The organism is Paraburkholderia sp. SECH2 (genome assembly GCF_030464795.1).
In the GTDB taxonomy this organism is placed as follows: domain Bacteria; phylum Pseudomonadota; class Gammaproteobacteria; order Burkholderiales; family Burkholderiaceae; genus Paraburkholderia; species Paraburkholderia aspalathi.
The window spans coordinates 148,760-168,580 of record NZ_JALPRH010000008.1; the positions used below are offsets into that span (position 1 = coordinate 148,760).

The 19,821-nt window shown below is 63.7% G+C and carries 21 protein-coding genes; 8 read left to right on the plus strand and 13 right to left on the minus strand.

The window, feature by feature from the left end:
• Nucleotides 1–119 precede the first annotated feature (119 nt).
• The 7 genes from M0D66_RS16405 to M0D66_RS16435 all read right to left on the minus strand — a co-directional run bounded on the left by M0D66_RS16405 (nt 120) and on the right by M0D66_RS16435 (nt 6,111).
• The gene (locus tag M0D66_RS16405; protein WP_200651356.1) at nt 120–764 is read right to left on the minus strand and encodes an alpha/beta hydrolase; all 645 of its coding nucleotides are present in this window, start codon (nt 762–764) and stop codon (nt 120–122) included.
• 8 nt (nt 765–772) lie between these two features.
• Entirely contained in the window at nt 773–1,096 is a 324-nt protein-coding gene (locus tag M0D66_RS16410) for a ferredoxin (protein ID WP_054035677.1), read from the minus strand.
• Nucleotides 1,097–1,249: 153 nt separating this feature from the next.
• Entirely contained in the window at nt 1,250–2,407 is a 1,158-nt protein-coding gene (locus tag M0D66_RS16415; protein ID WP_266211020.1) for a VanZ family protein, read from the minus strand.
• A 31-nt stretch (nt 2,408–2,438) separates the two neighbouring features.
• On the minus strand, nt 2,439–3,065 hold the full coding sequence (locus tag M0D66_RS16420; protein WP_266211021.1) for an ABC-type transport auxiliary lipoprotein family protein: 627 nt from the start codon (nt 3,063–3,065) through the stop codon (nt 2,439–2,441).
• Between the two features lie 34 nt (nt 3,066–3,099).
• On the minus strand, nt 3,100–4,086 hold the full coding sequence (locus M0D66_RS16425; RefSeq protein WP_266211022.1) for an MlaD family protein: 987 nt from the start codon (nt 4,084–4,086) through the stop codon (nt 3,100–3,102).
• A gap of 16 nt (nt 4,087–4,102) precedes the next feature.
• Nucleotides 4,103–4,981 (minus strand): ABC transporter ATP-binding protein, encoded by an 879-nt coding sequence (locus tag M0D66_RS16430; protein WP_093645659.1) that lies wholly within the window; start codon nt 4,979–4,981, stop codon nt 4,103–4,105.
• A complete protein-coding gene (locus tag M0D66_RS16435; protein ID WP_093645661.1) occupies nt 4,978–6,111 on the minus strand; it encodes an ABC transporter permease in 1,134 nt (377 codons plus the stop codon). Before M0D66_RS16435 ends, M0D66_RS16430 begins: the two co-directional genes overlap by 4 nt.
• A gap of 106 nt (nt 6,112–6,217) precedes the next feature.
• Here M0D66_RS16435 and M0D66_RS16440 point away from each other — a divergent pair, with 106 nt between their 5' ends.
• The 3 genes from M0D66_RS16440 to M0D66_RS16450 all read left to right on the plus strand — a co-directional run bounded on the left by M0D66_RS16440 (nt 6,218) and on the right by M0D66_RS16450 (nt 8,250).
• Nucleotides 6,218–7,123, plus strand: a complete 906-nt coding sequence (locus M0D66_RS16440) for a biotin--[acetyl-CoA-carboxylase] ligase (protein ID WP_266211023.1) — start codon at nt 6,218–6,220, stop codon at nt 7,121–7,123.
• On the plus strand, nt 7,120–7,935 hold the full coding sequence (locus M0D66_RS16445) for a type III pantothenate kinase (RefSeq protein ID WP_266211024.1): 816 nt from the start codon (nt 7,120–7,122) through the stop codon (nt 7,933–7,935). Before M0D66_RS16440 ends, M0D66_RS16445 begins: the two co-directional genes overlap by 4 nt.
• Before the next feature lie 75 nt (nt 7,936–8,010).
• On the plus strand, nt 8,011–8,250 hold the full coding sequence (locus M0D66_RS16450) for a hypothetical protein (protein ID WP_093645669.1): 240 nt from the start codon (nt 8,011–8,013) through the stop codon (nt 8,248–8,250).
• 3 nt (nt 8,251–8,253) lie between these two features.
• Here M0D66_RS16450 and rfaE2 read toward each other — a convergent pair whose 3' ends face one another.
• The 6 genes from rfaE2 to M0D66_RS16480 form a co-directional block, all read right to left on the minus strand.
• Entirely contained in the window at nt 8,254–8,736 is a 483-nt protein-coding gene (gene rfaE2, locus M0D66_RS16455) for a D-glycero-beta-D-manno-heptose 1-phosphate adenylyltransferase (RefSeq protein ID WP_054035671.1), read from the minus strand.
• Nucleotides 8,737–8,863: 127 nt separating this feature from the next.
• Nucleotides 8,864–9,736, minus strand: coding sequence for a ferritin (locus tag M0D66_RS16460; RefSeq protein ID WP_054035670.1), 873 nt, complete (start codon nt 9,734–9,736; stop codon nt 8,864–8,866).
• A 587-nt stretch (nt 9,737–10,323) separates the two neighbouring features.
• On the minus strand, nt 10,324–11,100 hold the full coding sequence (locus tag M0D66_RS16465; protein ID WP_200652560.1) for a PhaM family polyhydroxyalkanoate granule multifunctional regulatory protein: 777 nt from the start codon (nt 11,098–11,100) through the stop codon (nt 10,324–10,326).
• 190 nt (nt 11,101–11,290) lie between these two features.
• Complete coding sequence (locus M0D66_RS16470) at nt 11,291–12,187, minus strand: enoyl-CoA hydratase/isomerase family protein (RefSeq protein ID WP_256455614.1); 897 nt, start codon at nt 12,185–12,187, stop codon at nt 11,291–11,293.
• A 102-nt stretch (nt 12,188–12,289) separates the two neighbouring features.
• Nucleotides 12,290–13,510, minus strand: a complete 1,221-nt coding sequence (locus tag M0D66_RS16475; protein ID WP_200652558.1) for an ABC transporter substrate-binding protein — start codon at nt 13,508–13,510, stop codon at nt 12,290–12,292.
• A gap of 271 nt (nt 13,511–13,781) precedes the next feature.
• The gene (locus M0D66_RS16480; RefSeq protein WP_093645679.1) at nt 13,782–14,765 is read right to left on the minus strand and encodes a fumarylacetoacetate hydrolase family protein; all 984 of its coding nucleotides are present in this window, start codon (nt 14,763–14,765) and stop codon (nt 13,782–13,784) included.
• A 126-nt stretch (nt 14,766–14,891) separates the two neighbouring features.
• Here M0D66_RS16480 and M0D66_RS16485 point away from each other — a divergent pair, with 126 nt between their 5' ends.
• The 5 genes from M0D66_RS16485 (at nt 14,892) to M0D66_RS16505 (ending at nt 19,795) form a co-directional block, all read left to right on the plus strand.
• Nucleotides 14,892–15,794, plus strand: a complete 903-nt coding sequence (locus M0D66_RS16485) for an IclR family transcriptional regulator (protein ID WP_266211025.1) — start codon at nt 14,892–14,894, stop codon at nt 15,792–15,794.
• 10 nt (nt 15,795–15,804) lie between these two features.
• Nucleotides 15,805–17,100, plus strand: coding sequence for a DUF3108 domain-containing protein (locus tag M0D66_RS16490; RefSeq protein ID WP_266211026.1), 1,296 nt, complete (start codon nt 15,805–15,807; stop codon nt 17,098–17,100).
• Nucleotides 17,101–17,256: 156 nt separating this feature from the next.
• On the plus strand, nt 17,257–18,045 hold the full coding sequence (locus M0D66_RS16495; protein WP_200652554.1) for an alpha/beta fold hydrolase: 789 nt from the start codon (nt 17,257–17,259) through the stop codon (nt 18,043–18,045).
• Nucleotides 18,046–18,162: 117 nt separating this feature from the next.
• The gene (locus M0D66_RS16500) at nt 18,163–18,420 is read left to right on the plus strand and encodes a DUF3567 domain-containing protein (RefSeq protein ID WP_007179533.1); all 258 of its coding nucleotides are present in this window, start codon (nt 18,163–18,165) and stop codon (nt 18,418–18,420) included.
• A gap of 304 nt (nt 18,421–18,724) precedes the next feature.
• Nucleotides 18,725–19,795, plus strand: coding sequence for a homocysteine S-methyltransferase family protein (locus tag M0D66_RS16505; RefSeq protein ID WP_200652553.1), 1,071 nt, complete (start codon nt 18,725–18,727; stop codon nt 19,793–19,795).
• Nucleotides 19,796–19,821 lie beyond the last annotated feature (26 nt).

Genomic DNA, 19,821 nt, shown 5'->3' on the forward strand with positions numbered 1-19,821 from the left:
TTATACGCGCGCTATCCTGGTATCTTTGAGCAAAGGTCGGCGATTAATTTGCGTTTGCACATACCTGTACCCCGGAAAACACGCGCGGCGCCCTCCGCGTGTGTCCCCAAGTGTGCCCCTTAGCGCCACGCGTCGACGATGATCCGCTTCAGAACGTGCAGCTTGCGATGCAGAAAATGCTCTGCCCCCGGAATCACGACCACCGGCAATTCCTGCGGCCGCGCCCAGTCGAAAACCGACTGGATAGGAACGGTATCGTCGATTTCGCCGTGAATCACGAGCGTGTTTTCCGGCACAGGCGCGACTTCCCAGCGGCTCGCCGCAGTGCCCACGAACACGATCCGCTCGATCGCCTGGCCTTCTTCGCGCAGCTTCGCGGCCACGTGCGAGAGCACAAAGGTGCCGAACGAAAAACCCGCCAGTACGAGGGGCAGATCGCCCTGCCCTGCCTGGGCGCGCATGTGATCGAGAACGGCGCGCAGATCGTCGCGCTCGCCGACACCGGCGTCATGCTCGCCTTGCGTTTCGCCGACACCGCGGAAATTCGAGCGGTACGTCACGTAGTTCAACTGCACGAGCGTGCGGGCGAGCGTCTGCGCGACCTTGTTGTCCATCGTGCCGCCAAACAGCGGATGTGGGTGCGCAACCAGCGCGATGCCGCGCGGCGCGGCGCCGTTCTCACGCATCTCGTCGGGCAGATCCAGCGCGACTTCGATCTTGCCGACCGGGCCGTCGATCAGATACTTCTTCGTATGTACATTCATGGCGCGGTTTATTGATCGATTTTCAGACGCTCGACGACTTTGCCGTTCACAAGATGCGAATCGACGATTTCATCGATGTCGCTCTCGTCGACATACGTGTACCAGACGCCTTCCGGATACACGACGAGCGCCGGGCCGAGTTCGCAACGCTCGAGACAGCCGGCCTTGTTGATACGCACCTGACCCGGGCCTGCAAGGCCAAGTTGCTTCACGCGCTTTTTCGCGTGTTCCTGCATCGCCTGCGCGTTGCAATTCGCGCAGCTCGGACGCTCCGCGCCGGGATCGCGCTGATTGAGACAGAAGAAGACGTGATACTTGTAGTAAGAATCCATGATGTCCGGAGAGGCGAGACTGTAAGAGTGGGGATGGCGCTGGAAGCGCCGCAGCGCGCCTGTTGTGCGGAAGATTATAGCGAGCGGGGCTGACGGTCGCTGAACGGCGGACGGCGGGCCGCACGCATGCGCCGCCGCTGCTTCATGCGCGCTTCATGCACCCCTCACGCGCCGCTTGAGCCACACCTGTTCGACCAGATAGGCGAGCCACACCAGCGCTGCATACGGCCAGATCCACGCGATCCAGTGCGCGAGACCGTTGAAGTGCAGATACCGTCCCTGGCGCCAGTCCGCCAGTACGGCATCGAAATACGGATTGACCGGCAGCAGATTGACGAACACCAGCGCGACCGTCAGCGCGCATCCCGCGAGCGCCGCCCGCGACCTGCGCCGCAAGCGCAGCGCCAGCAATGCGGCGACGGTGCCGCACACGAGCCCCATCAGTGCGCCGGGCGTCGCCCAGTCGAACGCAAGACCGGATTGCGATTGCAGAAAGGTCGCGCCCGCCTTCACGCACAAGGTCATGACGATAAACACGATCAACAGGCGCACGAGCGGCGCATGGCGGCGCACCGGCAGCGAGGCGAGAGCCAGTGCGGCGAACAGATTGAGCGTGGTGATGACGGCTTCCCAGGCGTCGTCCGGCAGCCAGGCGGCCACCAGCGCCGGCCACGCGCCGACGTGCCAGGCCGTCGGCGTCCACGCGAGCAAGGCATCTTGCGTCGTCGAATCGAAACGCAGCCACAGCTCGCGCGGCCAGTTACCTAGACCGAAAAGCCGCGGCGCCGGGTACATGGTCGCGAACGGCCACAAGGCGACGAGACAGGCAAGCGCTGCCGTGTCGCGCTCGAACCAGAGGAGTCGCGCACGCCGCAGCAAACCGCGATCGAGCAACGCGCCGGTGGCCGGCGACATGATCGCCGCGCCGAGCAGCGCACCGAGCGCATTGGCGGCCAGGTCGAGGTTGGAGGCCACGCGCGTCGGCAGATAGGTTTGCACCGCTTCCATCACGCCCGACAGCAAGCCACCGAGCACGAAGGCCAACGCGACCGCCAGCGTGCCGCGCCAGCGCGGATACACCGCGAGCACCACCAGCGCGCCGAACGGCATATAGCCGAGCACGTTCGTGACGACGTCGAACGCCGTCAGGTACTGCGGCATGGGATCGGACAGATAGGCAAACGGAGCGAGGCCGAGCGAACGCCAGCCGGAAAACGGATACCACGAACCGTAGACGATCAGCGCCGTATACAGCCCCAACGTCTGCCGGGCGAGCGCCGACGGGCGGCGCTGCCAGGGCTTAACGCTCATGCAGCGCTCCGTTCTTTGCGCTGCGAGCCGGTCATTGCGCGGCGACCAGCGCCTGCACGCCGAGCCATGCACCGATCTGCGCGACGAGGTCGTCGCTGGCCGTAGCGAGTGCCTGCGCACCGCCGGCGGCATCCGCCGAACTGGACGGCGCGCGTGCGAGGAAGGTACGCTGGCCGATCACTTTGCCGTTTTGCGTCAACGTGGCGCGCGCGGTCACCGCGGCGTGGCTTTCCGACTGGCTATCGAAGACCTGTTCGAACTCGCTCAGATCGACTTTCAGAACCGCTGCGTGCACGCCGTCGGCCCCGGTCAGCACGGTGCCACGCGAACTGAGCGCACCGCGCAGCCGCTGGGTCAGCAGTTGCGACGGCGCCATGGTCCAGTGGCTATTCGCGTACGACGCCGTTTGCTGCGCGTCGGCGTAGCTGAGCCGGTAAATCAGCTTGTCGGATTCGAGGTTGTCGGGCGCGGTGACATCGAGTACCTTCACCGCCGGCAGCGTGCCGGCCGAGACCGCCGGGTTCGGCGGCCCGAGGTCGTAGCGGATGTCCGAGATCGCCGCGGGGGTGCCGGCGCAACCCGCGGCCAGCACGCCGAACGCGAGCAGCATCGCAAGCGTGGCGCCAGAGGACAACAATCGGTGGGTCAAGCGTGACATGACAATCTTCCTTCTTCAAAACCTGCAAATCATTTCATTTGGCGACGGGTGTAACCCCGGGCGCAGCAGCGCGCGCGGCGGGCCATGAGAAACCGGCCTCTCCAGGACCCGGCGCCACACGCGGCGCACCGAACAGCACGCTGCGCGGATTGGTGCTGAACGTATCGGCAGCGCGGTCCACGGAACGGGCCGCCGAGCGCACGTCTTCGGCGAGCGAATTGACGCGCGGCAGCGTGTCGTAACCGACGCGCGCCGACAACTCCTGGATCGAACTGTCCATCGACACCAGTGCGTCGCCCGCTTGCTGCGCCGCCGTCCCGACCTTGTTCAGGTTGGTCTCGAACGGCCCGTCGGGACGGTTCAGACTGGTGATCAACTGATTGGTCGACGCCAGCGTGCGATCCAGTGCGTTGATCGTGCCGGGCAGCTTGCCGGCTGCCGGCGCCATCTGCTGGGTCAGCGTGGCGACGCCGTCGGCGGCCTTCTGAAGGCTCGCTACCGTGCCCTGCAACTGGCTGACCATTTCCGGCGACAACAGATTGTCGACGTCGTCGGTGACTCTTTCGAGTTTGCGCAGCAAAACGTCGCCGCGTTGCTGCAATTGATCGAGCAAGCCCGGACGCATCGGCAATTGCGCCACCGCTTTCGCCGACGACGCGAGCGGCGTCGGATCGCGCCCACTGTCATCCAGCTGGATGAAGGCGATACCCGTCACGCCCTGGAACCCGAGGCTGCCGAACGTGGAATGCGTAATCGGCGCGTGCGTGTCGACGAGGATGCGGATCAGGATTTGCCCAGGATGATCCCGATCGAATTTGATCGACTGCACCTTGCCGACGTCGAGCCCGCGATAGCGCACCGCCGCGTCGGTATAGAGCCCCGTGACGTTGGTGCGCGCAATCAGATCGTACGGCACCCGCACGGAACGGTCGACGTTGAACAAAAAAGCCGCCACTGCGATCGCAGCCAGCAAGGCCACCGTGAAGATCCCTGCCCAGAAGGCATGTGATTTGTTTTCCATTGTCAGGTTCCCTGGTTCACAGCGGCAATTCGGACGATGCCGATTCGAGCGCGGCGCGCGGCAATTTCGCGCGGCGTTCCGGCGGCAGCGCCTGCAGCGCGCGACGCCCGCGCAGGCCGAGGAAATATTCCCGGATAAAAGGATGATCGACGCCCGCCGCCTCTTCGACTGGCGCGGCGACCAGCACCTTGCGATCCGCCAGCACGGCGACGCGGGTGGACAGCGCGATCATCGTGTCGAGATCGTGCGTGACCATCACCACCGTCAGACCGAGCGCGCGATGCAGCGCGGAAATCAGTTCGACGAATTCATCTGACGCCTGCGGATCGAGGCCGGCGGTCGGTTCGTCAAGAAACAGCAACTCGGGCTCGAGCGCGATGGCGCGCGCAATGCCCACGCGCTTGATCATCCCGCCCGACAGCGCCGACGGCATCTTCGACGCGTGCTTGCACGGCAGACCGACCATTTCGAGCTTGAGCATCACGATGTCGCGCAGCAGGTCGCTGGGCACCTTGCCGAGTTCGCGCAAGGGCTGCGCGACGTTGTCGAACACCGAGAGCGACGAGAACAGCGCGCCGCGCTGAAACAGCATCCCGGAGCGGCTACGCATGAGCAGCGCATCTTCCGGCGAAATGGTCGCAATGTCCTGACCAAACAGCTTGATGGTTCCCGACGACGGCCGCTCCAGGCCCAAAATCTGCCGCACCAGCGTGGTCTTGCCCGAGCCCGAGCCGCCCACGATCGAGACGATCTCGCCGCGCCGCACGTCGAAATTCAGATGCTGATGCACGATGTTGCGGCCGTAGCGCTTGGTGATGTCGATCACCTCGATCACCGGCTCCGCGATCTCGGGCATCGGTTGGCCGCGTACGGCCTGGGTGAGTGGCGCGATCATCCTAGCCCCACGTTCTGGAAGAGGATCGCGAACACCGCGTCCGCGAGAATCACGATGGTGATCGAGGTCACCACCGAGGTCGTCGTGCCTTCGCCGAGGCTTTGCGAATTCGCCTTGATACGGAAGCCGAAGTGACAGCCGACAATCGCGATCAGCATGCCGAACGCAACGCCTTTGCCAAGGCCGATCCACAAATTCGCGACCGGCACCACGCCCGGCAAGGCGCGCGCGAAGTAGCTCATGTCGATTCCGAGGACGATCTTCGCGGCGAGCGCGCCGCCCGTCAACGCGATGATGTTAGTCCACATCACGAGGAGCGGCATGGCGACGCCGAGCGCGACCACGCGCGGCAAAATCAATCGCAGGCCGTGCGGGATGCCCATCACACGCATCGCGTCGAGTTCTTCGGTGACGCGCATCACGCCGATCTGCGCGGTAATCGCCGAACCCGAGCGGCCCGCCACCAGAATCGCCGACAGCACCGGCCCCAGTTCGCGAATCACCGACAGCCCGAGAATATTGACGATGTACTGATTCGCGCCAAAAAGCCGCAGTTGCTGCGCCGACAGATAGCTCAGCACGATGCCGATCAGAAACGCGACCAGCGCGGTGATCGGCAAGGCCTTGGCGCCGGCGTTATAGATGTTCGCGGAGATCTCAGTCCACGGCGTGATCTTCGGTTTGCGCGCGATCGCGAGAAGATCGAGCACGACCTGCCCGAGCATGCCGAACCCGCCGTACAGGTGCTCGAAGAACGAGAAGATCGAGAGGCCCAGCCGGGTGAACGGATCGAACTTGACCACCGGCTCGACTTTTTCGCGCGCCGTGTCGAGCAGCGCGATGCGCTCGAAAATGTCGCGTTGCGTATCGGTGAGCGTGGTGTCCGGGGGCATCTTGTGGCCCCACACGCGCCACAGCGCCTGACCGCCGACGTGATCCATCCGGTCGATACGCGACAGGTCCCACTGGCGGATGCCCGTAGCGCCAGCCAGCGAGTGCAACAGCGGGATCACGTGGCCAGTGGCCTTGTCGCGTGCGAGCGCGAGCGCCGTCCACTGGCCCGAAAGCCGGACGATCTTGCCTTGGCTGCCGGCCGCGACTTCAAGGCCGGGCGGAGTGTCGTAGTTCAAGGATCGCTGGAATCTGGTTATCGGATTAGGGGTCATTGTAACGAAGGCGCGGCGCTTGAACCGTGCTCACGGACTCCTGGCGTTCGCAGTGGCTACAATATGAGACATGAACGCCTCCAAGACCCCACCCCAAGCCGCTGCGGCCTCCGACTGGCGCATCGACCGTGAGCGCGCCGTCGCGCTGTTCGGTGCGCATGCGCACGACTGGCCGATCGAAATCGTCGAGGAAACCGGCTCGACCAACGCCGACCTGATGACGCGCGTCAAGGCATTGCCGCGCAAGGCCGGCGCACTGCCGCGACCGATCGTGCGGGTCGCGTATCTGCAAACCGCGGGCCGCGGCCGTCGTGGCCGCCCATGGTATGCGGAACCGGGCAATGCGTTGTTGTTTTCGGTGGCATGTGTGCTGCCGCGCCCGCTTGAAGGGCTGGCGGGCTTGAGTCTCGCGGTGGGCGTGGCGCTGGTCGACGGGCTGCGTTCGTTACCGGTCGCGGGTCCGGGGCAGATCGCGCTGAAGTGGCCCAACGACGTCCTGCTCGAAGGCGACAAGCTGGCCGGCATCCTGATCGAAACCGCTTGGAGCACGGACGAAGCGAGCGCCGTGGTGATCGGTATCGGCACCAATGTAAAGGGTGCGGACGAGCTCGCCGCCAAGGTCGGCGCGCTCAACGCGAACGTGCCGGCGCAAGCGCGCGGCGCCACACCGACTGCGCTGCAACGCGCGCTGCCGAATGCAAACCTCACCGACACGCTGGCGGCGGAACTGAACGCGCTCGAACCCGCGCTGCAGCGCTTCGGCACGGAAGGCTTCGCACCGTTCCAGACGCGCTGGAACGCGGTGCACGCCTATGCAGGCCGTGAAGTCGTGCTGTTGGAGCAAGGTAAAGAGCTGGCGCGCGGCGTGGCCGCGGGCGTCGACGAAAGCGGACAACTGCTGCTCAATACGGCGGCCGGGCGTCTCGCCGTCGCGACCGGTGACGTCTCGCTGCGTCTGGCCGACGATACGGCATGACGAGCGGCGCGCCTTATCTGTTGATCGACGCGGGCAATAGCCGCGTCAAGTGGGCGCTGGTGCAGCCGGACGGTACGCAAATCGCAGCCGGCGCGCTCGCGCACGGCGGCGTTGACCTGCCGGACTGGTCGACGTTGCCGACGCCGAGCGGCGCATGGTTATCCAACGTGGCGGGCGAAAGCGTCGCGGCACGGATTGCCGCGCTACTCGACGCTCACTGGCCGCAACTGCCGCGCACGACGATCCGCGCCTCTGCGCAGCAGTGCGGCGTGATCAATAGCTACACGACGCCGCATGCGCTCGGCAGCGATCGCTGGGCGGGCCTGATCGGCGCGCACGCGGCGTTTCCCGGCGAGAACCTGCTCATTGCAACGTTCGGCACGGCAACCACGCTTGAAGCGCTGCGTGCGGACGGTAGCTTTGTCGGCGGCCTGATTGCGCCAGGTTGGACTCTGATGATGCGCTCGCTCGGCGAGCACACGGCGCAACTGCCGACGCTCGACGCCCACGCAGCGCGCGGCTTGCTCGATGCGGATGCTCCGTCTGAGCGCGAGCGTCGCGGCCCATTCTTCGCGACGGACACGCCGCGCTCGTTGTCGGCCGGATGCACGTTGGCGCAAGCCGGTCTGATCGAACGCATGTGGCGTGACTTGCAGGACGAATGGCAGGTGCCGGTGCGCCTGGTGGTAAGCGGCGGCGCCGTGGACGAAGTGACAAGTGCGCTAAAAGTGCCGCATACTCGCCACGATTCGCTGGTGCTGTCGGGGCTTGCGCTGATTGCGGCCGAGCACGCGATGGAACGCGACGCCTGAGCCGCGACCTTCCGAACAACGGCGGGATAGCAGCGCGAGAACGGCGGCTGAACTTATTAACGGGGAATACTAACGATGCTGCGCTGGCTGATCGCCATCCTGTTTCTTGCCAATATGCTGGCATTCGTCGCGATGCGCGGCGTATTCGGCCCGACGCCCACAGCCGGCGGCCGCGAGCCGAACCACCTGAACCGCCAGCTCCATGCGGAGTGGTTGAAGGTGCGGCCCGTCACGGCAGCCGAAGCCGCCGACCAGGCCGTGGTAGGCGGCCCGGCGCCGACGGCGCCGATCGCGGCATCGGCGCTGCCGCAGTAAGGATCACCCTTGCGCGCGAACCTTCTTCAATAACGCGGTAGTCGAGCGTTCATGCTCGAACGGAATCGCCAAAGCCTTGCCGCCCCAGCCCCGCACAATAGCCGACTCCGGCAACACATCCATGTCGTAGTCGCCGCCTTTGACAAGCACATCCGGACGCAGCGCCGAAATCAGCTCTACGGGCGTCTTCTCGCCAAAACAAACCACGTAATCGACGCTCTCCAGCGCCGCCAGCAAAGCCATCCGGTCAGCCTCGTTATTGATCGGCCGGTCATCGCCTTTGCCTAGCATGCGCACAGAGGCATCGCTATTGACGCCGACAATCAGGCAAGCGCCGAGTGCTTTGGCGTCGGCCAGATATGTCACATGCCCGCGATGCAGGATGTCGAACACACCATTGGTAAATACAACCGGTGCGGACATCGAAGCGCGGAGCTTCACCAGCGCATCGCGCGTAAAAATCTTGCGTTCAAAAGTAGCGGCCATGACGGAGTCGCAAAAGAAAAAAGAAGTGCCGCCACGATACACGCCGGACGGCATGAAGCAAAACGGCCCAGCAAGCTCACGCCTGCCGGGCCGTTCCTGAAACTTTAAAACCGCGAACCTGAACCCATCAAGCCGGCTGTTCAGCCGATTTCTGATCGGCCTGCAGGCGCAGCACGACTTCCTTGCGATAACGGTTCAGTTCCTGCGCCGTGTTGAACGTGCGCTCGAACAGAATCGACAGGTTATGCAGAATCCGCTCGACTACCTTCTTTTCCCAACCGTCGTCAAAACGGATCTGCTCGTCGAGCCAGCGTTCGAGCCATTCCGGATCCGGCAGACGCGATTGAATCGTGTCGCGCGGGAACAGCGCCTGATTCACGTGCAGGTTGGTGGGATGCAGCGGCTTTTCCGTGCGGCGCGCCGATGCCATCAGGACGCCGATCTTGGCGAACGCAGCACGCGCGATGTCGCCGGTTTGCACCATCGCTTTCTTCATGTAGCGCAGGTATGCGCCGCCATGACGCGCTTCGTCGCGCGAAATGGTTTCGTAGATGGCCTTGATGACCGGCTCGGTGTGCCATTCGGCAGCACGGCGATACCAGTGATTCAGGCGGATTTCGCCGCAGAAGTGCAGCATCAGCGTTTCGAGCGGCGGCGCCGGATCGAATTCGAAGCGCACGGCGTGCAGTTCTTCTTCGGTCGGGCACATTTCCGGCTTGAAACGGCGCAGATATTCCATCAGCACCAGCGAATGCTTCTGTTCTTCGAAGAACCACACGCTCATGAACGCGGAAAAATCGCTGTCGTGATGGTTGTCACGGAGGAACATTTCCGTGGCGGGCAACGCCGACCATTCGGTGATCGCGTTCATCTTGATCGTCGCTGCCTGCTCGTCGGTCAATAGCGATGCATCGAACTTGTCCCAGGGAATGTCTTTCTCCATGTCCCATCGAACGGATTCGAGCGATTTATAAAGTTCCGGATAAAGCATGGTGTTCATAGTCCCACCCCTGTTCTGCGCATACTGTCTGTGTCTGTAACTACTACGTGTAGCACTTTTGCTTATGACGAACGAAACGCACCGTTTTGTGCACCGTTTATCGGCCAAGCATTCAATTTTACGCGGTAATCGGCCGCCTAGATGCACCGGGCAGCAAAGAAGTCCGGCGTTTGCGCGGCGCTGCTAACCAGAAGTTACGCGCTGCGCGGCCAACCGTGGGTGAGGGATACCCTATGCCTGAGGTCGAGCCAGTCTGCGATGAATCCGCACCGTCCAGCTCTGCGCCGGTGGTACCGGCGGCGAATGGCGCAAGGACGGGTCGCATGGGTTGTTTTCAGCGCACGCCCAAAAGCCAAATGAAGCTTACACAATGATAGCACGCTGACTTTACGGTTCCCGTGCCTTAGCAGACGCAATTCCCGCGCCTGATTGACTTCTCTCAATAAACAGCCCGATTCACGGAGTGTGGCGGACGATCGGGGTCAAAACCATGACAGGCGGCGAATTCACTTCGTTAGCGCCGCCGGTCGGCACGGCTGCGCACGCTGTCGGCGCACAGATCGCGCCGACCCGTTTCATTCCCGCCGTCAAATGTCCTTTTTCGTCGCTCGGGGAGCGGCGCTCGCGCTGCCTGCGCGCTTCGCGGCCGTTGAAGCCGACGTCGCTGCCCGTTTCGCTGCAGGCTTTTTGGCTGCGGTTCCCTCCGGCACGTCAGCCGCCTCGCCTGCCGATGCTGAAGCGCTCGCCGCGCCTTCTGGCGAGTCCATTACCGAACCTTCCGCCGCGGCGCCTGGCTGCGTCATCGCAAACTGGGCAATCTGATTGAACTGCGATTGCAGCAGATTCCACCAGCCGGAGGCATCGAACGGCGGTGCCGCGGCGGCTTCGCCTTCTTCGGCTGCCGGTTCGGGCGCGGCCGATGAGCTTGCACTGGCCGAAGCCGCAGAGGCTTCCGGGTGCGGCCAGCCGGTCGGCGAGGGACTCGGCGCGGCAGCCGCGGAAGCCGGCTGCGCCATCGACGACTGCGCGAACGCACCGAACGCACGCAGCGTCGCGAGCGTGGCGCGCTGCACTTCGAGCGCCTGAATGGCGGACTGCAGCATGTTCAGGTTCAGCTTGAGCCACTGCTCGACCGCGCGCATATCGGTGATGCGCTTATCGAGTTCTTCAACGTTGGTGAGCGGCGCCATCATGTCGGACATCATCGACAGCGACGGCCCGAGGTTGCTGCCAGGCTGCGCACCCGAAAACGCTGAGCCGAATGGCGAGAGACGCATCATGCCCCACATGCGTTCGAGCATTTCAGCGGGCGGAAAACCGGGAAAGCCGGGAAAGGGCGGCGTGGTGCCAGATGTATCAGTCATGCTTGTCGCCTCGCTGCATAAAGGGAAGGAAATAGCGCCGTCCCGCGCGCGTCCGATTCGATCATACCGCGCGTGGTGCTGCGAATCGCGCTTAGTTTGGGCTGCTGCATGCCCCATGTTTGCCCCGCTCGCGCAGCACCTCAAGATGCCGACCAGCGGGGCTTTGCGCAATATGCGCCGGCCTCCGGTTTCAGGAGCGCCCACCGCCCGATGCGCCGCCGCCAGGTGTGTGCCGCGGCTGCCCATTCCACGGGTCCGCGCCACCAAAATCCGGCGCACGCCGCTCACGCAGCGAGTTCACGCCTTCGCGCACATCCGGCCCGGCGAAGCCCATGAATTCCAGTGCCAGCGACGTATCGAACGCCGGCCCCGCCGAGCGCAGCCAGTTGTTCAGCGCGTACTTGGTCCAGCGAATCGCCGTTTGCGAGCCGTTGGCCAGTTTTTGAGCGACTTCGAATGCTTTGGGCCGCAGATCGTTTTCGTCGACGGCGAGCGACACGAGACCGATCCGCTCAGCCTCCTCGCCGCTCACCGGCTCGCACAGCAGCAGGTAATACTTGGCCTTCGCCATGCCGCACAGGAGCGGCCAGACGATGGCCGCGTGATCTCCGGCGGCCACGCCCAAACGCGTATGGCCGTCGATAATGCGCGCCGACTTCGTCGCGATCGAGATGTCTGCGAGCAGCCCGGCCACGAGCCCCGCGCCGACCGCAGGACCGTGCATTGCCGAAACGATCGGCTTGCTGCAGTTGATCACGTTGTAGACCAGGTCGCGCGCCTCGCGCCACACACGTGCGCGGACGTCGAAATCGGTCGCCATGTCTTCGACCAGTTGCAGGTCGCCACCGGCCGAAAAGCCCTTACCCTCGCCGCGAATGATCGCGACACGCGTGTCGGGATCCCGATCGATATCGCGCCAGATTTCAGCGAGTTCGAAGTGCATCCGCGCGTTAGCGGTGGCGAGGCCGCTCTTGTTCGCACCCTCGCCGCTCATCACGACTTCGAGCACGCCATGCGGATGGCGGTGCAATTGCAGCGAGTGGTAGTGCGCGTAAAACGCGTCGTTACTGTGTGGTGCCTGAGACATGATGAGCAATCCGTCTATCGGTATGTCGGTTGAAACCACCGCCCTAAGCTAAGGGCACATTTGCCATATTCCGCGCTAGATCCGCGCAAACCCAGCAAAATTTCAATGCGGCTGATAAACCCACTTCGCATTCATGATCTCGACCATTACACGCGCCCGTTGATCGAGTCCGAGATGATCAGTGGCGCTCATGTTGACCACGCCGTTGGTATCCGCAAGACCACGCGTCGCTTCGAGCGCATCGCGTAACGCACCGCGAAATTCCGGCGTGCCGGGGGCGGCCACCTTGAGCGCGATCGGTACCGCGTTACTGAGCAGCATGCCGGCGTCCCACGTGTACGAGCCGAACGCCGACACGCTGCCCGGTCCACGCAACGCCTCGAAGCGCGCGATGTAGTCGAGCGCGAGACGTTTGGCCGGATGGTCCGCCGGCAATTGCGCGGCGACCAGCACCGGGCTCGCGGGCAGGAACGTGCCGTTGCAGTCGGCGCCGCACACCCGCAGGAAGTCGTTATTGCCCACGCCATGATTGTGATAGATGAGCCCTTTGTAGCCGCGTTCCCTGAGGGTCTTCGGCGGCAGCGCGGCGGGCGTGCCGGCCGCGCCGACCACCACTGCATCCGGATGGGTCGCGAGAATCTTCAGAACCTGGCCGGTCACGCTCGGATCGGTGCGATTGAAGCGCTCGCTCGCCACCACGTTGATGTGATGCAGTTGCGCGAACTTCGCGACTTCGGTGTAGAAGGTTTCGCCGAGCGCGTCGGCCTGGCCGATGAACGCGATCGTTTTGACGCCATGCGTACTGGCGTGAGCGGCAATCGCCGAGGCCATCATCGCATCGGTCTGCGGGGTCTTGAATACCCAGTGGCGTTTCGCATCCACAGGGTCGATGATTTTCGCCGACGAGGCCAGCGAGATCATGGGTGTTTCACCATCGGCAACCACGTCGATCATCGCGAGCGAATTCGGCGTGATCGACGAGCCGATGATCGCGTCGACGTGATTCTCGGAGATCAGCTTCTTGGTGTCCTGCACGGCCTGCGTGGTGTCGGACGCGTCGTCGAGCACGATGTATTCGACGCTCTGACCGCCGATCTGTTTAGGCAGCAGTGTGACTGTGTCGCGCGCGGGAATACCGAGCGAAGCGGCCGGCCCGGTCAGCGACAGCACGAGGCCGATCTTCACCTGCGCAATGGCGATGGCGGGCAACGCGGCACACAGCGCGGCGGCAAGACGGGCGAGTCCGCGACACGATGGTGTTGCGCGTACGCTCAATGCGCGAGCGCCCTGGATTCCTCGTTCGGTGGTTTCAAATCGCGGCATGCTGTCTCCTCACCTCGGTTTTTCGTTTTGATGTAGCGCCGATGTGCTGCTTGGGTGTTACTTATGTGTTGCTTATGTCCTGCTCACGTGCGGCTTCGCGATGGTTTTGCATTGGTTTCGCGATCAACGGACAGCCGCTATCCCGGGGCCGCCGCCGCGCCAGTCAGTGTAGCGGCGCGTCGTGACGGCGGCATCGGGCGAAACCCTTTCGTAAGCAATGAAGCGCACGCGGCGCGGTCCTGATTGCCGCGGTCCGCACCAAACCGGCGCATCAATCCAGCGGCGCGATGCCCTGATCGATTGAACCGAAAATCGACTTGCCGGCTTCGTCGAACATCTCGATCTTCACGGTATCGCCAAACTTCATGAACTCGGTTTGCGGCGCGCCGTGCTCGATGGTCTCGAGGCAGCGCTTTTCAGCGATACAGCAATAGCCGCGCTTAGCGTCCTTGTTCGACACCGTGCCCGAGCCGACAATCGCACCGGCGCGAAGGTTGCGCGTTTTCGCCGCGTGCGAGATCAGTTGGCCGAAATGGAACACCATGTCGGTGCCGGCATCGGGCTGGCCGACCTTCTTGTTGTTCCAGTGCACGATCATCGGCCGATGCAGGCGCCCTTCGCGCCAGCTTTCGCCGAGTTCATCCGGCGTCACCGCGACCGGCGCAAACGACGTGGCCGGCTTGCTCTGGAAAAAGCCGAAGCCCTTCGCGAGTTCGGCGGGGATCAGATTGCGCAGCGAGACGTCGTTGACGAGCGTCACCAGACGTACGCTCCTGAGCGCCTGGTCGGGCGTGGCGCCCATCGGCACGTCGGTGGTGATCACGGCGACTTCCGCTTCGAAGTCGATACCGAATTCTTCAGAGGCGCACAGCACATCGTCTTTCGGGCCGATGAAGTCGTCGCTGCCGCCCTGGTACATCAGCGGATCGGTCCAGAATTCCGGCGGCATTTCCGCGCCACGCGCGCGGCGCACCAGCTCCACATGATTCACGTACGACGAACCGTCGGCCCACTGGAACGCTCGCGGCAGCGGCGCCATGCATTCTTTGGCGTCGAACGGGAAGGTGTTGCGCGCCCGGCCCTGGTTGAGCGCGTCGTACAGATCCTGCAATTGCGGCGCGTAGAAGGCCCAGTCGTCGAGCACGCGCTGCATGGTGGGCGCGATCGCGTCGGCGACGGCCGCGGTATGCAGGTCGCGGGACACGACGATCAGCTGACCGTCGCGCGTGCCGTCCTTCAGCGTGGCAAGTTTCATAGGGGAGTGAACCGTTAGTGACGATAGAAGGAATCTATTCTACGATGGTGAATCGGCGCGGCCCAAGCGCCCTTGCGTCTAACGCCTCTCTCACTGTCTTTTGAACGCGCTCGATGCGCCTCGCTCATGCCTCCAATTGCCCGCTCCGGCGCGATCCGCACCGATACCGACTCCGCTTCCGCTGAACCGCAGGAGCCGCTCGACGCGCCCGAATCCGACGACGAAAGCGTCGAAACCGGCGAGGAAAAACTGCGCTCGGGCATCCAGTCGATCGAAGTCGGTTTCAGATTGCTCGAGGTGCTCACCCACGAACCGCGCGCGATGATGCTGCGCGATCTGGCGCAGCGTGCCGGTATGAGCCCGGCGAAAGCGCACCGCTATCTGGTGAGCTTCCTGCGCCTCGGCGTGGTGGCGCAGGATCCGCTGTCGGGCCGCTACGAACTGGGCGGCTTTGCGTTGCAATTGGGGCTCGCGCGGCTTGCGCGCGTCGACGGCGTGAAGCTCGCGCGCATTGCGCTTGCCGAACTGCGCGACCGGCTCGATCTGACCGTGGGCATCGCGGTGTGGGGCAATCAGGGGCCGACGATGGTCCACTGGATGGAATCGAGTCATCCGGCCAAGGCCTCGCTCAAGCTCGGCGACGTGATGCCGCTGCTCAGTTCCGCCACCGGCCTGCTGTTTGCCGCCTATCTGCCGTCGAGCAAGACCGCAGCGATGCTGGAGCGCGAACTGGCCGATTCACGCCGCTCGTCGCACATGGGCGGGCCGCGCACGCGGGACGAGGTCGAACGGGCGCTGACGGAGGTGCGGCAGCACGAAGCAGCGCGTGTGGAAGGCATGTTGCTGCCCACCATCCACGCGTTCTGCATGCCGGTCTTCGACTCGACCGGTGATCTCGCGCTGGGCCTGGTCGCGCTCGGTCATGAGGGTGCATTCGATATCCGCTGGGGCGGCGAGATCGATACGGCGCTGCGCGAATGTGCGCAAAAGCTCTCGTATGAGCTCGGGTATAGTGCGACGCCACGCTGACGATTCGCCTATGTCCTCACCTTCCACCGCACAACGCTCTGATCGCACGCCGCCCGTCGGGCCGCGCGCCGGTTTGCGGGTGGGGCGATGGCTTGCGGTTCTGCTGGCGGTGGCCGTTCTGCACTGGATTGCGGCGCAATGGGTCGAGCGCAACCGCGCGTCGCTGAATCCATCAGACAACGAACGTGTCCCCGTGCAAGTTGCACTGCTGACACCCGAGCGTATCGAACGCAAACCCGCTACCGACACGCAGCAAGCAGCAACGCCGGCTCCGACGCACAAGGCCGTCGCAAGCAAGCCGCGCGAACACGTATTGACGGCAACGCAACCGGCAAAGCAGGCACCCGCGGTCGCGGCCGCGTCGGATGCCGCGGCGAGCGCATCGGCTGCAGCGAGTCACCCCGATGCCAACGCCAAGGCGGGCGCAACCGCCGCCGGCACGGCCAGCGCCCCCGCCGCTGCGAGCGCGCCTCAAGCTGCCGCGGGCGTGAAGTTCTCCGTTCCGCCATCCGGTGAACTGCAGTACGACACGTTCTACAACGGCGTGCGTAACCAGCCGGGCACCATCCACTGGACCAGCAACGCACAGAGTTACGAGATGGTCGTCTCCGTGCCGTTGCCGTTCGTCGGCACATTCGTGTATTCGAGTCATGGCCGCATCGACGCATTCGGCCTCGCGCCGGATCAATACATCGAAAAGCGCGGCCGTCGTCCGGAAGACGTGGCGATCTTCAATCGGACCGACAAAAATATCGCCTTCACGCGTACCCCGACCACGCTGCCGCTGCCCGACGGCGCGCAAGACCGTTTCAGCATGGTGATGCAACTCGCCAGCCTCGTGCGCGGCGACCCGGCCGCCTATAAGCCGGGCGTGACGCGGCAATTCTTTGTGGTCGATAACAACAGCGGCGAGAACTGGCCAGTCGAGACGATCGGCGACGAAACCATCCGCACCGCGCAGGGCTACCTCGAGACGCGCCACTTCAAACGCTTGCCTCGCCATGACGGCGATCTGCGCCGCATCGACGTTTGGCTCGCGCCTTCGCTTGGCTGGCTGCCCGCGCGAATCATGCAGACCGAGCCGAATGGCACGCAATTCGAACTGGTGTGGCGCGGCAAGCTCAATGCGGACGGTACGGGCAGCAGCGTTGACAGCACGAGTGGTTCTAATGGCACCAGCGGCGCCGGCAATACCTCGCCTGACAATTCGGCAAACCAATCACCCGCCAACCCACCCGCACCAACGCCCGAAACTACCCCCTCGGTCGATACGACCGTGCCCGGCAACGCGCCCGAAAAACCCTGAACCCGAGCAGGGTCTCGAACAGATCGTTGAAACTTCCGCGACGCGGCTCACTCGCACGTGAACCGCAACCGTTCGCGCGGCCGCCACGTAGGTATAGTGAAGGCGGGAGAAGCGCGCAAACGGCTCTTTCCACCGCGTTCCCTTCAAGGAGCCTGCATGCAAGTGAAAATCAACGGTATCGAGACGCGCTATGTCCTGAGCAATGAGGGCGGCGGCCCGTGGCTGACGTTCATTCATCAGCTCGGCGGCGATCTGTCTGTCTGGGATCAACTCGCCGGCTATTTCCGCGACGAGTACACCGTGCTGCGCTACGACCTGCGCGGCCACGGCAAGACCGCGGTATCGAGCGAACCATTCAGCGTCGCCGATCTGTCCCGCGATCTCGCCGCGCTGCTCGATGCGCTCGGCGCACCCACCACGCATCTCGTCGGCATGTCGATGGGCGGCATGATCGCGCAGCAATTCACGCTGGACTACCCGTCGCGCGTCGACACGCTGACCGCTGCCGACACCACGAGCGGCACGCCGCCCGAAGGCCGCGCGATATGGGATCAACGTGCGGCAACGGCGCGCACGGAGGGCATGGCGTCCCTCGTGCCAGCGACATTGAGCCGCTGGCTGACGCCCGATTTCCAGGCAGCACATCCCGAAGCCGTCGAGCAAATTCGCGACGTCCTGAGCCATACGTTGCCAGAAGGCTACGCCATGGCGTGCGAAGCCCTGCGCGATTTCGATCTACGCGGTAAGCTGGGAACAATTCGTTGCCCGACGTTGGCCGTGGGAGGCCGCCATGACACGGGCACGCTACCTGCTGCTACGCAGGCAATAGCAGACGCCATCCAAGGCGCGCAGTTCGAACTACTCGATGCCGCTCATCTCGCGCCCATCGAGCAATCTCACCGTTTTGCTGCACTGCTTGAAACGTTTCTTGGAAAGCCGGTCTAACCGGTAGGTTCGGAACTGTACAAGCGTCAATCCGGACCCACCCCTTGAATTCCACACCACAAGCTCCACCTATGGCGCAGGAATGGCCAGGAGCCAACGGAAATAAGGAGTGTCGCCATGCAAATGATCTATAACAGCCCCAACTATTGTGTCGTCGAGTTTCCGCCGCAGGAAGGCCCGCTGGCCATGAAATCAGGCGGCTACGAGATCGTCGACAAGAACATGCAGCGCGAAATCTACATTGATGGTGCAATGGCAGCGCGTTTCCGCGAGCATGTGCAAAAGCTGATCGAAGAGGAACCGTCGCTGGATGAGGTAGACGAATTCCTCGGGCAATTCGACAGCCTGATGCATCAACCGGTGATTCTTCACTAACTGAAGGGTTGAACGTAACGGTTTGGCGACATATATCGACCGCGCCGACCGGCTTAGCCGACGGCCTTTATAAGGCGGTCAGTTGACGTAACGCGGCCCAGCAGGCTTTCACCTGACTGGGCCGTTTTGTTTCCCTTGTAGTTTCCTTTGTCATTTCCTCTGTTTGTTTCCGCTGCGGCCACAGCCCCGGCCACCGTTGCCGCGGCACGCGCATCCGCCTGCTGAGCGCGCGCCGGGCGGGACCGCCCCACAGCGGCTACAATGACAGGTTTCCCGAAAAAGTCGGCGCAAGCCCTCGTCCGCCATGAATCAGCCTGCTCAATCCGCCACGCTCGTCCGTCCCGACGCCGCCTACACGCGCGGCACGGCGCTGCCCGCGCTGCTCAAGTCGCGCATCCTGATTCTGGACGGCGCAATGGGCACGATGATCCAGCGCTACAAGCTCGACGAAGCCCGCTATCGTGGCGAGCGCTTCAAGGACTACGGGCGCGACATCAAGGGCAACAACGAGTTGCTGTCGATTACGCAGCCGCAGATCATTGGCGAGATTCACGAGCAGTACCTCGCGGCGGGCGCGGATATCATCGAAACCAACACGTTCGGTGCGACCACGGTTGCGCAAGCCGACTACGGAATGGAAGACCTCGCCATCGAGATGAATCTCGAATCGGCGAAGCTGGCACGCGCCGCCTGCGACAAATACTCGACGCCCGACAAGCCGCGCTTTGTCGCCGGCGCGATCGGACCGACGCCGAAAACAGCGAGCATTTCTCCTGACGTGAACGATCCGGGCGCACGCAACGTGACGTTCGACGAACTGCGCACGGCGTATTACCAGCAGGCAAAGGCTTTGCTCGACGGCGGCTGCGATCTGTTCCTCGTCGAAACCATCTTTGACACGCTCAACGCGAAAGCCGCGCTGTTCGCACTGGACGAGCTGTTCGAAGACACCGGCGAGCGTCTGCCGATCATGATTTCGGGCACCGTCACGGATGCATCGGGCCGGATTCTCTCGGGACAAACCGTTGAGGCCTTCTGGAACTCGCTGCGTCACGCCAAGCCGCTCACCTTCGGCTTGAACTGCGCGTTGGGCGCGGCGCTGATGCGCCCGTACATCGCCGAACTGGCGAAACTGTGCGACACCTACGTGTCGTGCTATCCGAACGCCGGTTTGCCGAATCCGATGAGCGATACGGGCTTCGACGAATTGCCGGCCGATACATCGGGATTGCTGAAGGAGTTCGCTCAGGCAGGCCTCGTGAATATCGCCGGCGGCTGCTGCGGCACGACGCCGGAGCATATTGCGGCGATTGCCAAAGCGCTGGCTGAAGTGAAGCCGCGCCAATGGCCGACGCAATACCGCGACGCAGCCTGAGTCCGGCGGCTCGATCCTGATCCGCC

Excerpts from the sequence above, each read along its gene's own strand:
- M0D66_RS16405 (WP_200651356.1), bottom strand. The coding sequence starts at position 764 with ATGAATGTACATACGAAGAAGTATCTGATCGACGGCCCGGTCGGCAAG.
- M0D66_RS16410 (WP_054035677.1), bottom strand. The coding sequence starts at position 1,096 with ATGGATTCTTACTACAAGTATCACGTCTTCTTCTGTCTCAATCAGCGC.
- M0D66_RS16415 (WP_266211020.1), bottom strand. The coding sequence starts at position 2,407 with ATGAGCGTTAAGCCCTGGCAGCGCCGCCCGTCGGCGCTCGCCCGGCAG.
- M0D66_RS16420 (WP_266211021.1), bottom strand. The coding sequence starts at position 3,065 with ATGTCACGCTTGACCCACCGATTGTTGTCCTCTGGCGCCACGCTTGCG.
- M0D66_RS16425 (WP_266211022.1), bottom strand. The coding sequence starts at position 4,086 with ATGGAAAACAAATCACATGCCTTCTGGGCAGGGATCTTCACGGTGGCC.
- M0D66_RS16430 (WP_093645659.1), bottom strand. The coding sequence starts at position 4,981 with ATGATCGCGCCACTCACCCAGGCCGTACGCGGCCAACCGATGCCCGAG.
- M0D66_RS16440 (WP_266211023.1), top strand. The coding sequence starts at position 6,218 with ATGAACGCCTCCAAGACCCCACCCCAAGCCGCTGCGGCCTCCGACTGG.
- M0D66_RS16445 (WP_266211024.1), top strand. The coding sequence starts at position 7,120 with ATGACGAGCGGCGCGCCTTATCTGTTGATCGACGCGGGCAATAGCCGC.
- M0D66_RS16450 (WP_093645669.1), top strand. The coding sequence starts at position 8,011 with ATGCTGCGCTGGCTGATCGCCATCCTGTTTCTTGCCAATATGCTGGCA.
- rfaE2 (WP_054035671.1), bottom strand. The coding sequence starts at position 8,736 with ATGGCCGCTACTTTTGAACGCAAGATTTTTACGCGCGATGCGCTGGTG.
- M0D66_RS16460 (WP_054035670.1), bottom strand. The coding sequence starts at position 9,736 with ATGAACACCATGCTTTATCCGGAACTTTATAAATCGCTCGAATCCGTT.
- M0D66_RS16465 (WP_200652560.1), bottom strand. The coding sequence starts at position 11,100 with ATGACTGATACATCTGGCACCACGCCGCCCTTTCCCGGCTTTCCCGGT.
- M0D66_RS16470 (WP_256455614.1), bottom strand. The coding sequence starts at position 12,187 with ATGTCTCAGGCACCACACAGTAACGACGCGTTTTACGCGCACTACCAC.
- M0D66_RS16475 (WP_200652558.1), bottom strand. The coding sequence starts at position 13,510 with ATGCCGCGATTTGAAACCACCGAACGAGGAATCCAGGGCGCTCGCGCA.
- M0D66_RS16480 (WP_093645679.1), bottom strand. The coding sequence starts at position 14,765 with ATGAAACTTGCCACGCTGAAGGACGGCACGCGCGACGGTCAGCTGATC.
- M0D66_RS16485 (WP_266211025.1), top strand. The coding sequence starts at position 14,892 with ATGCCTCCAATTGCCCGCTCCGGCGCGATCCGCACCGATACCGACTCC.
- M0D66_RS16490 (WP_266211026.1), top strand. The coding sequence starts at position 15,805 with ATGTCCTCACCTTCCACCGCACAACGCTCTGATCGCACGCCGCCCGTC.
- M0D66_RS16495 (WP_200652554.1), top strand. The coding sequence starts at position 17,257 with ATGCAAGTGAAAATCAACGGTATCGAGACGCGCTATGTCCTGAGCAAT.
- M0D66_RS16500 (WP_007179533.1), top strand. The coding sequence starts at position 18,163 with ATGCAAATGATCTATAACAGCCCCAACTATTGTGTCGTCGAGTTTCCG.
- M0D66_RS16505 (WP_200652553.1), top strand. The coding sequence starts at position 18,725 with ATGAATCAGCCTGCTCAATCCGCCACGCTCGTCCGTCCCGACGCCGCC.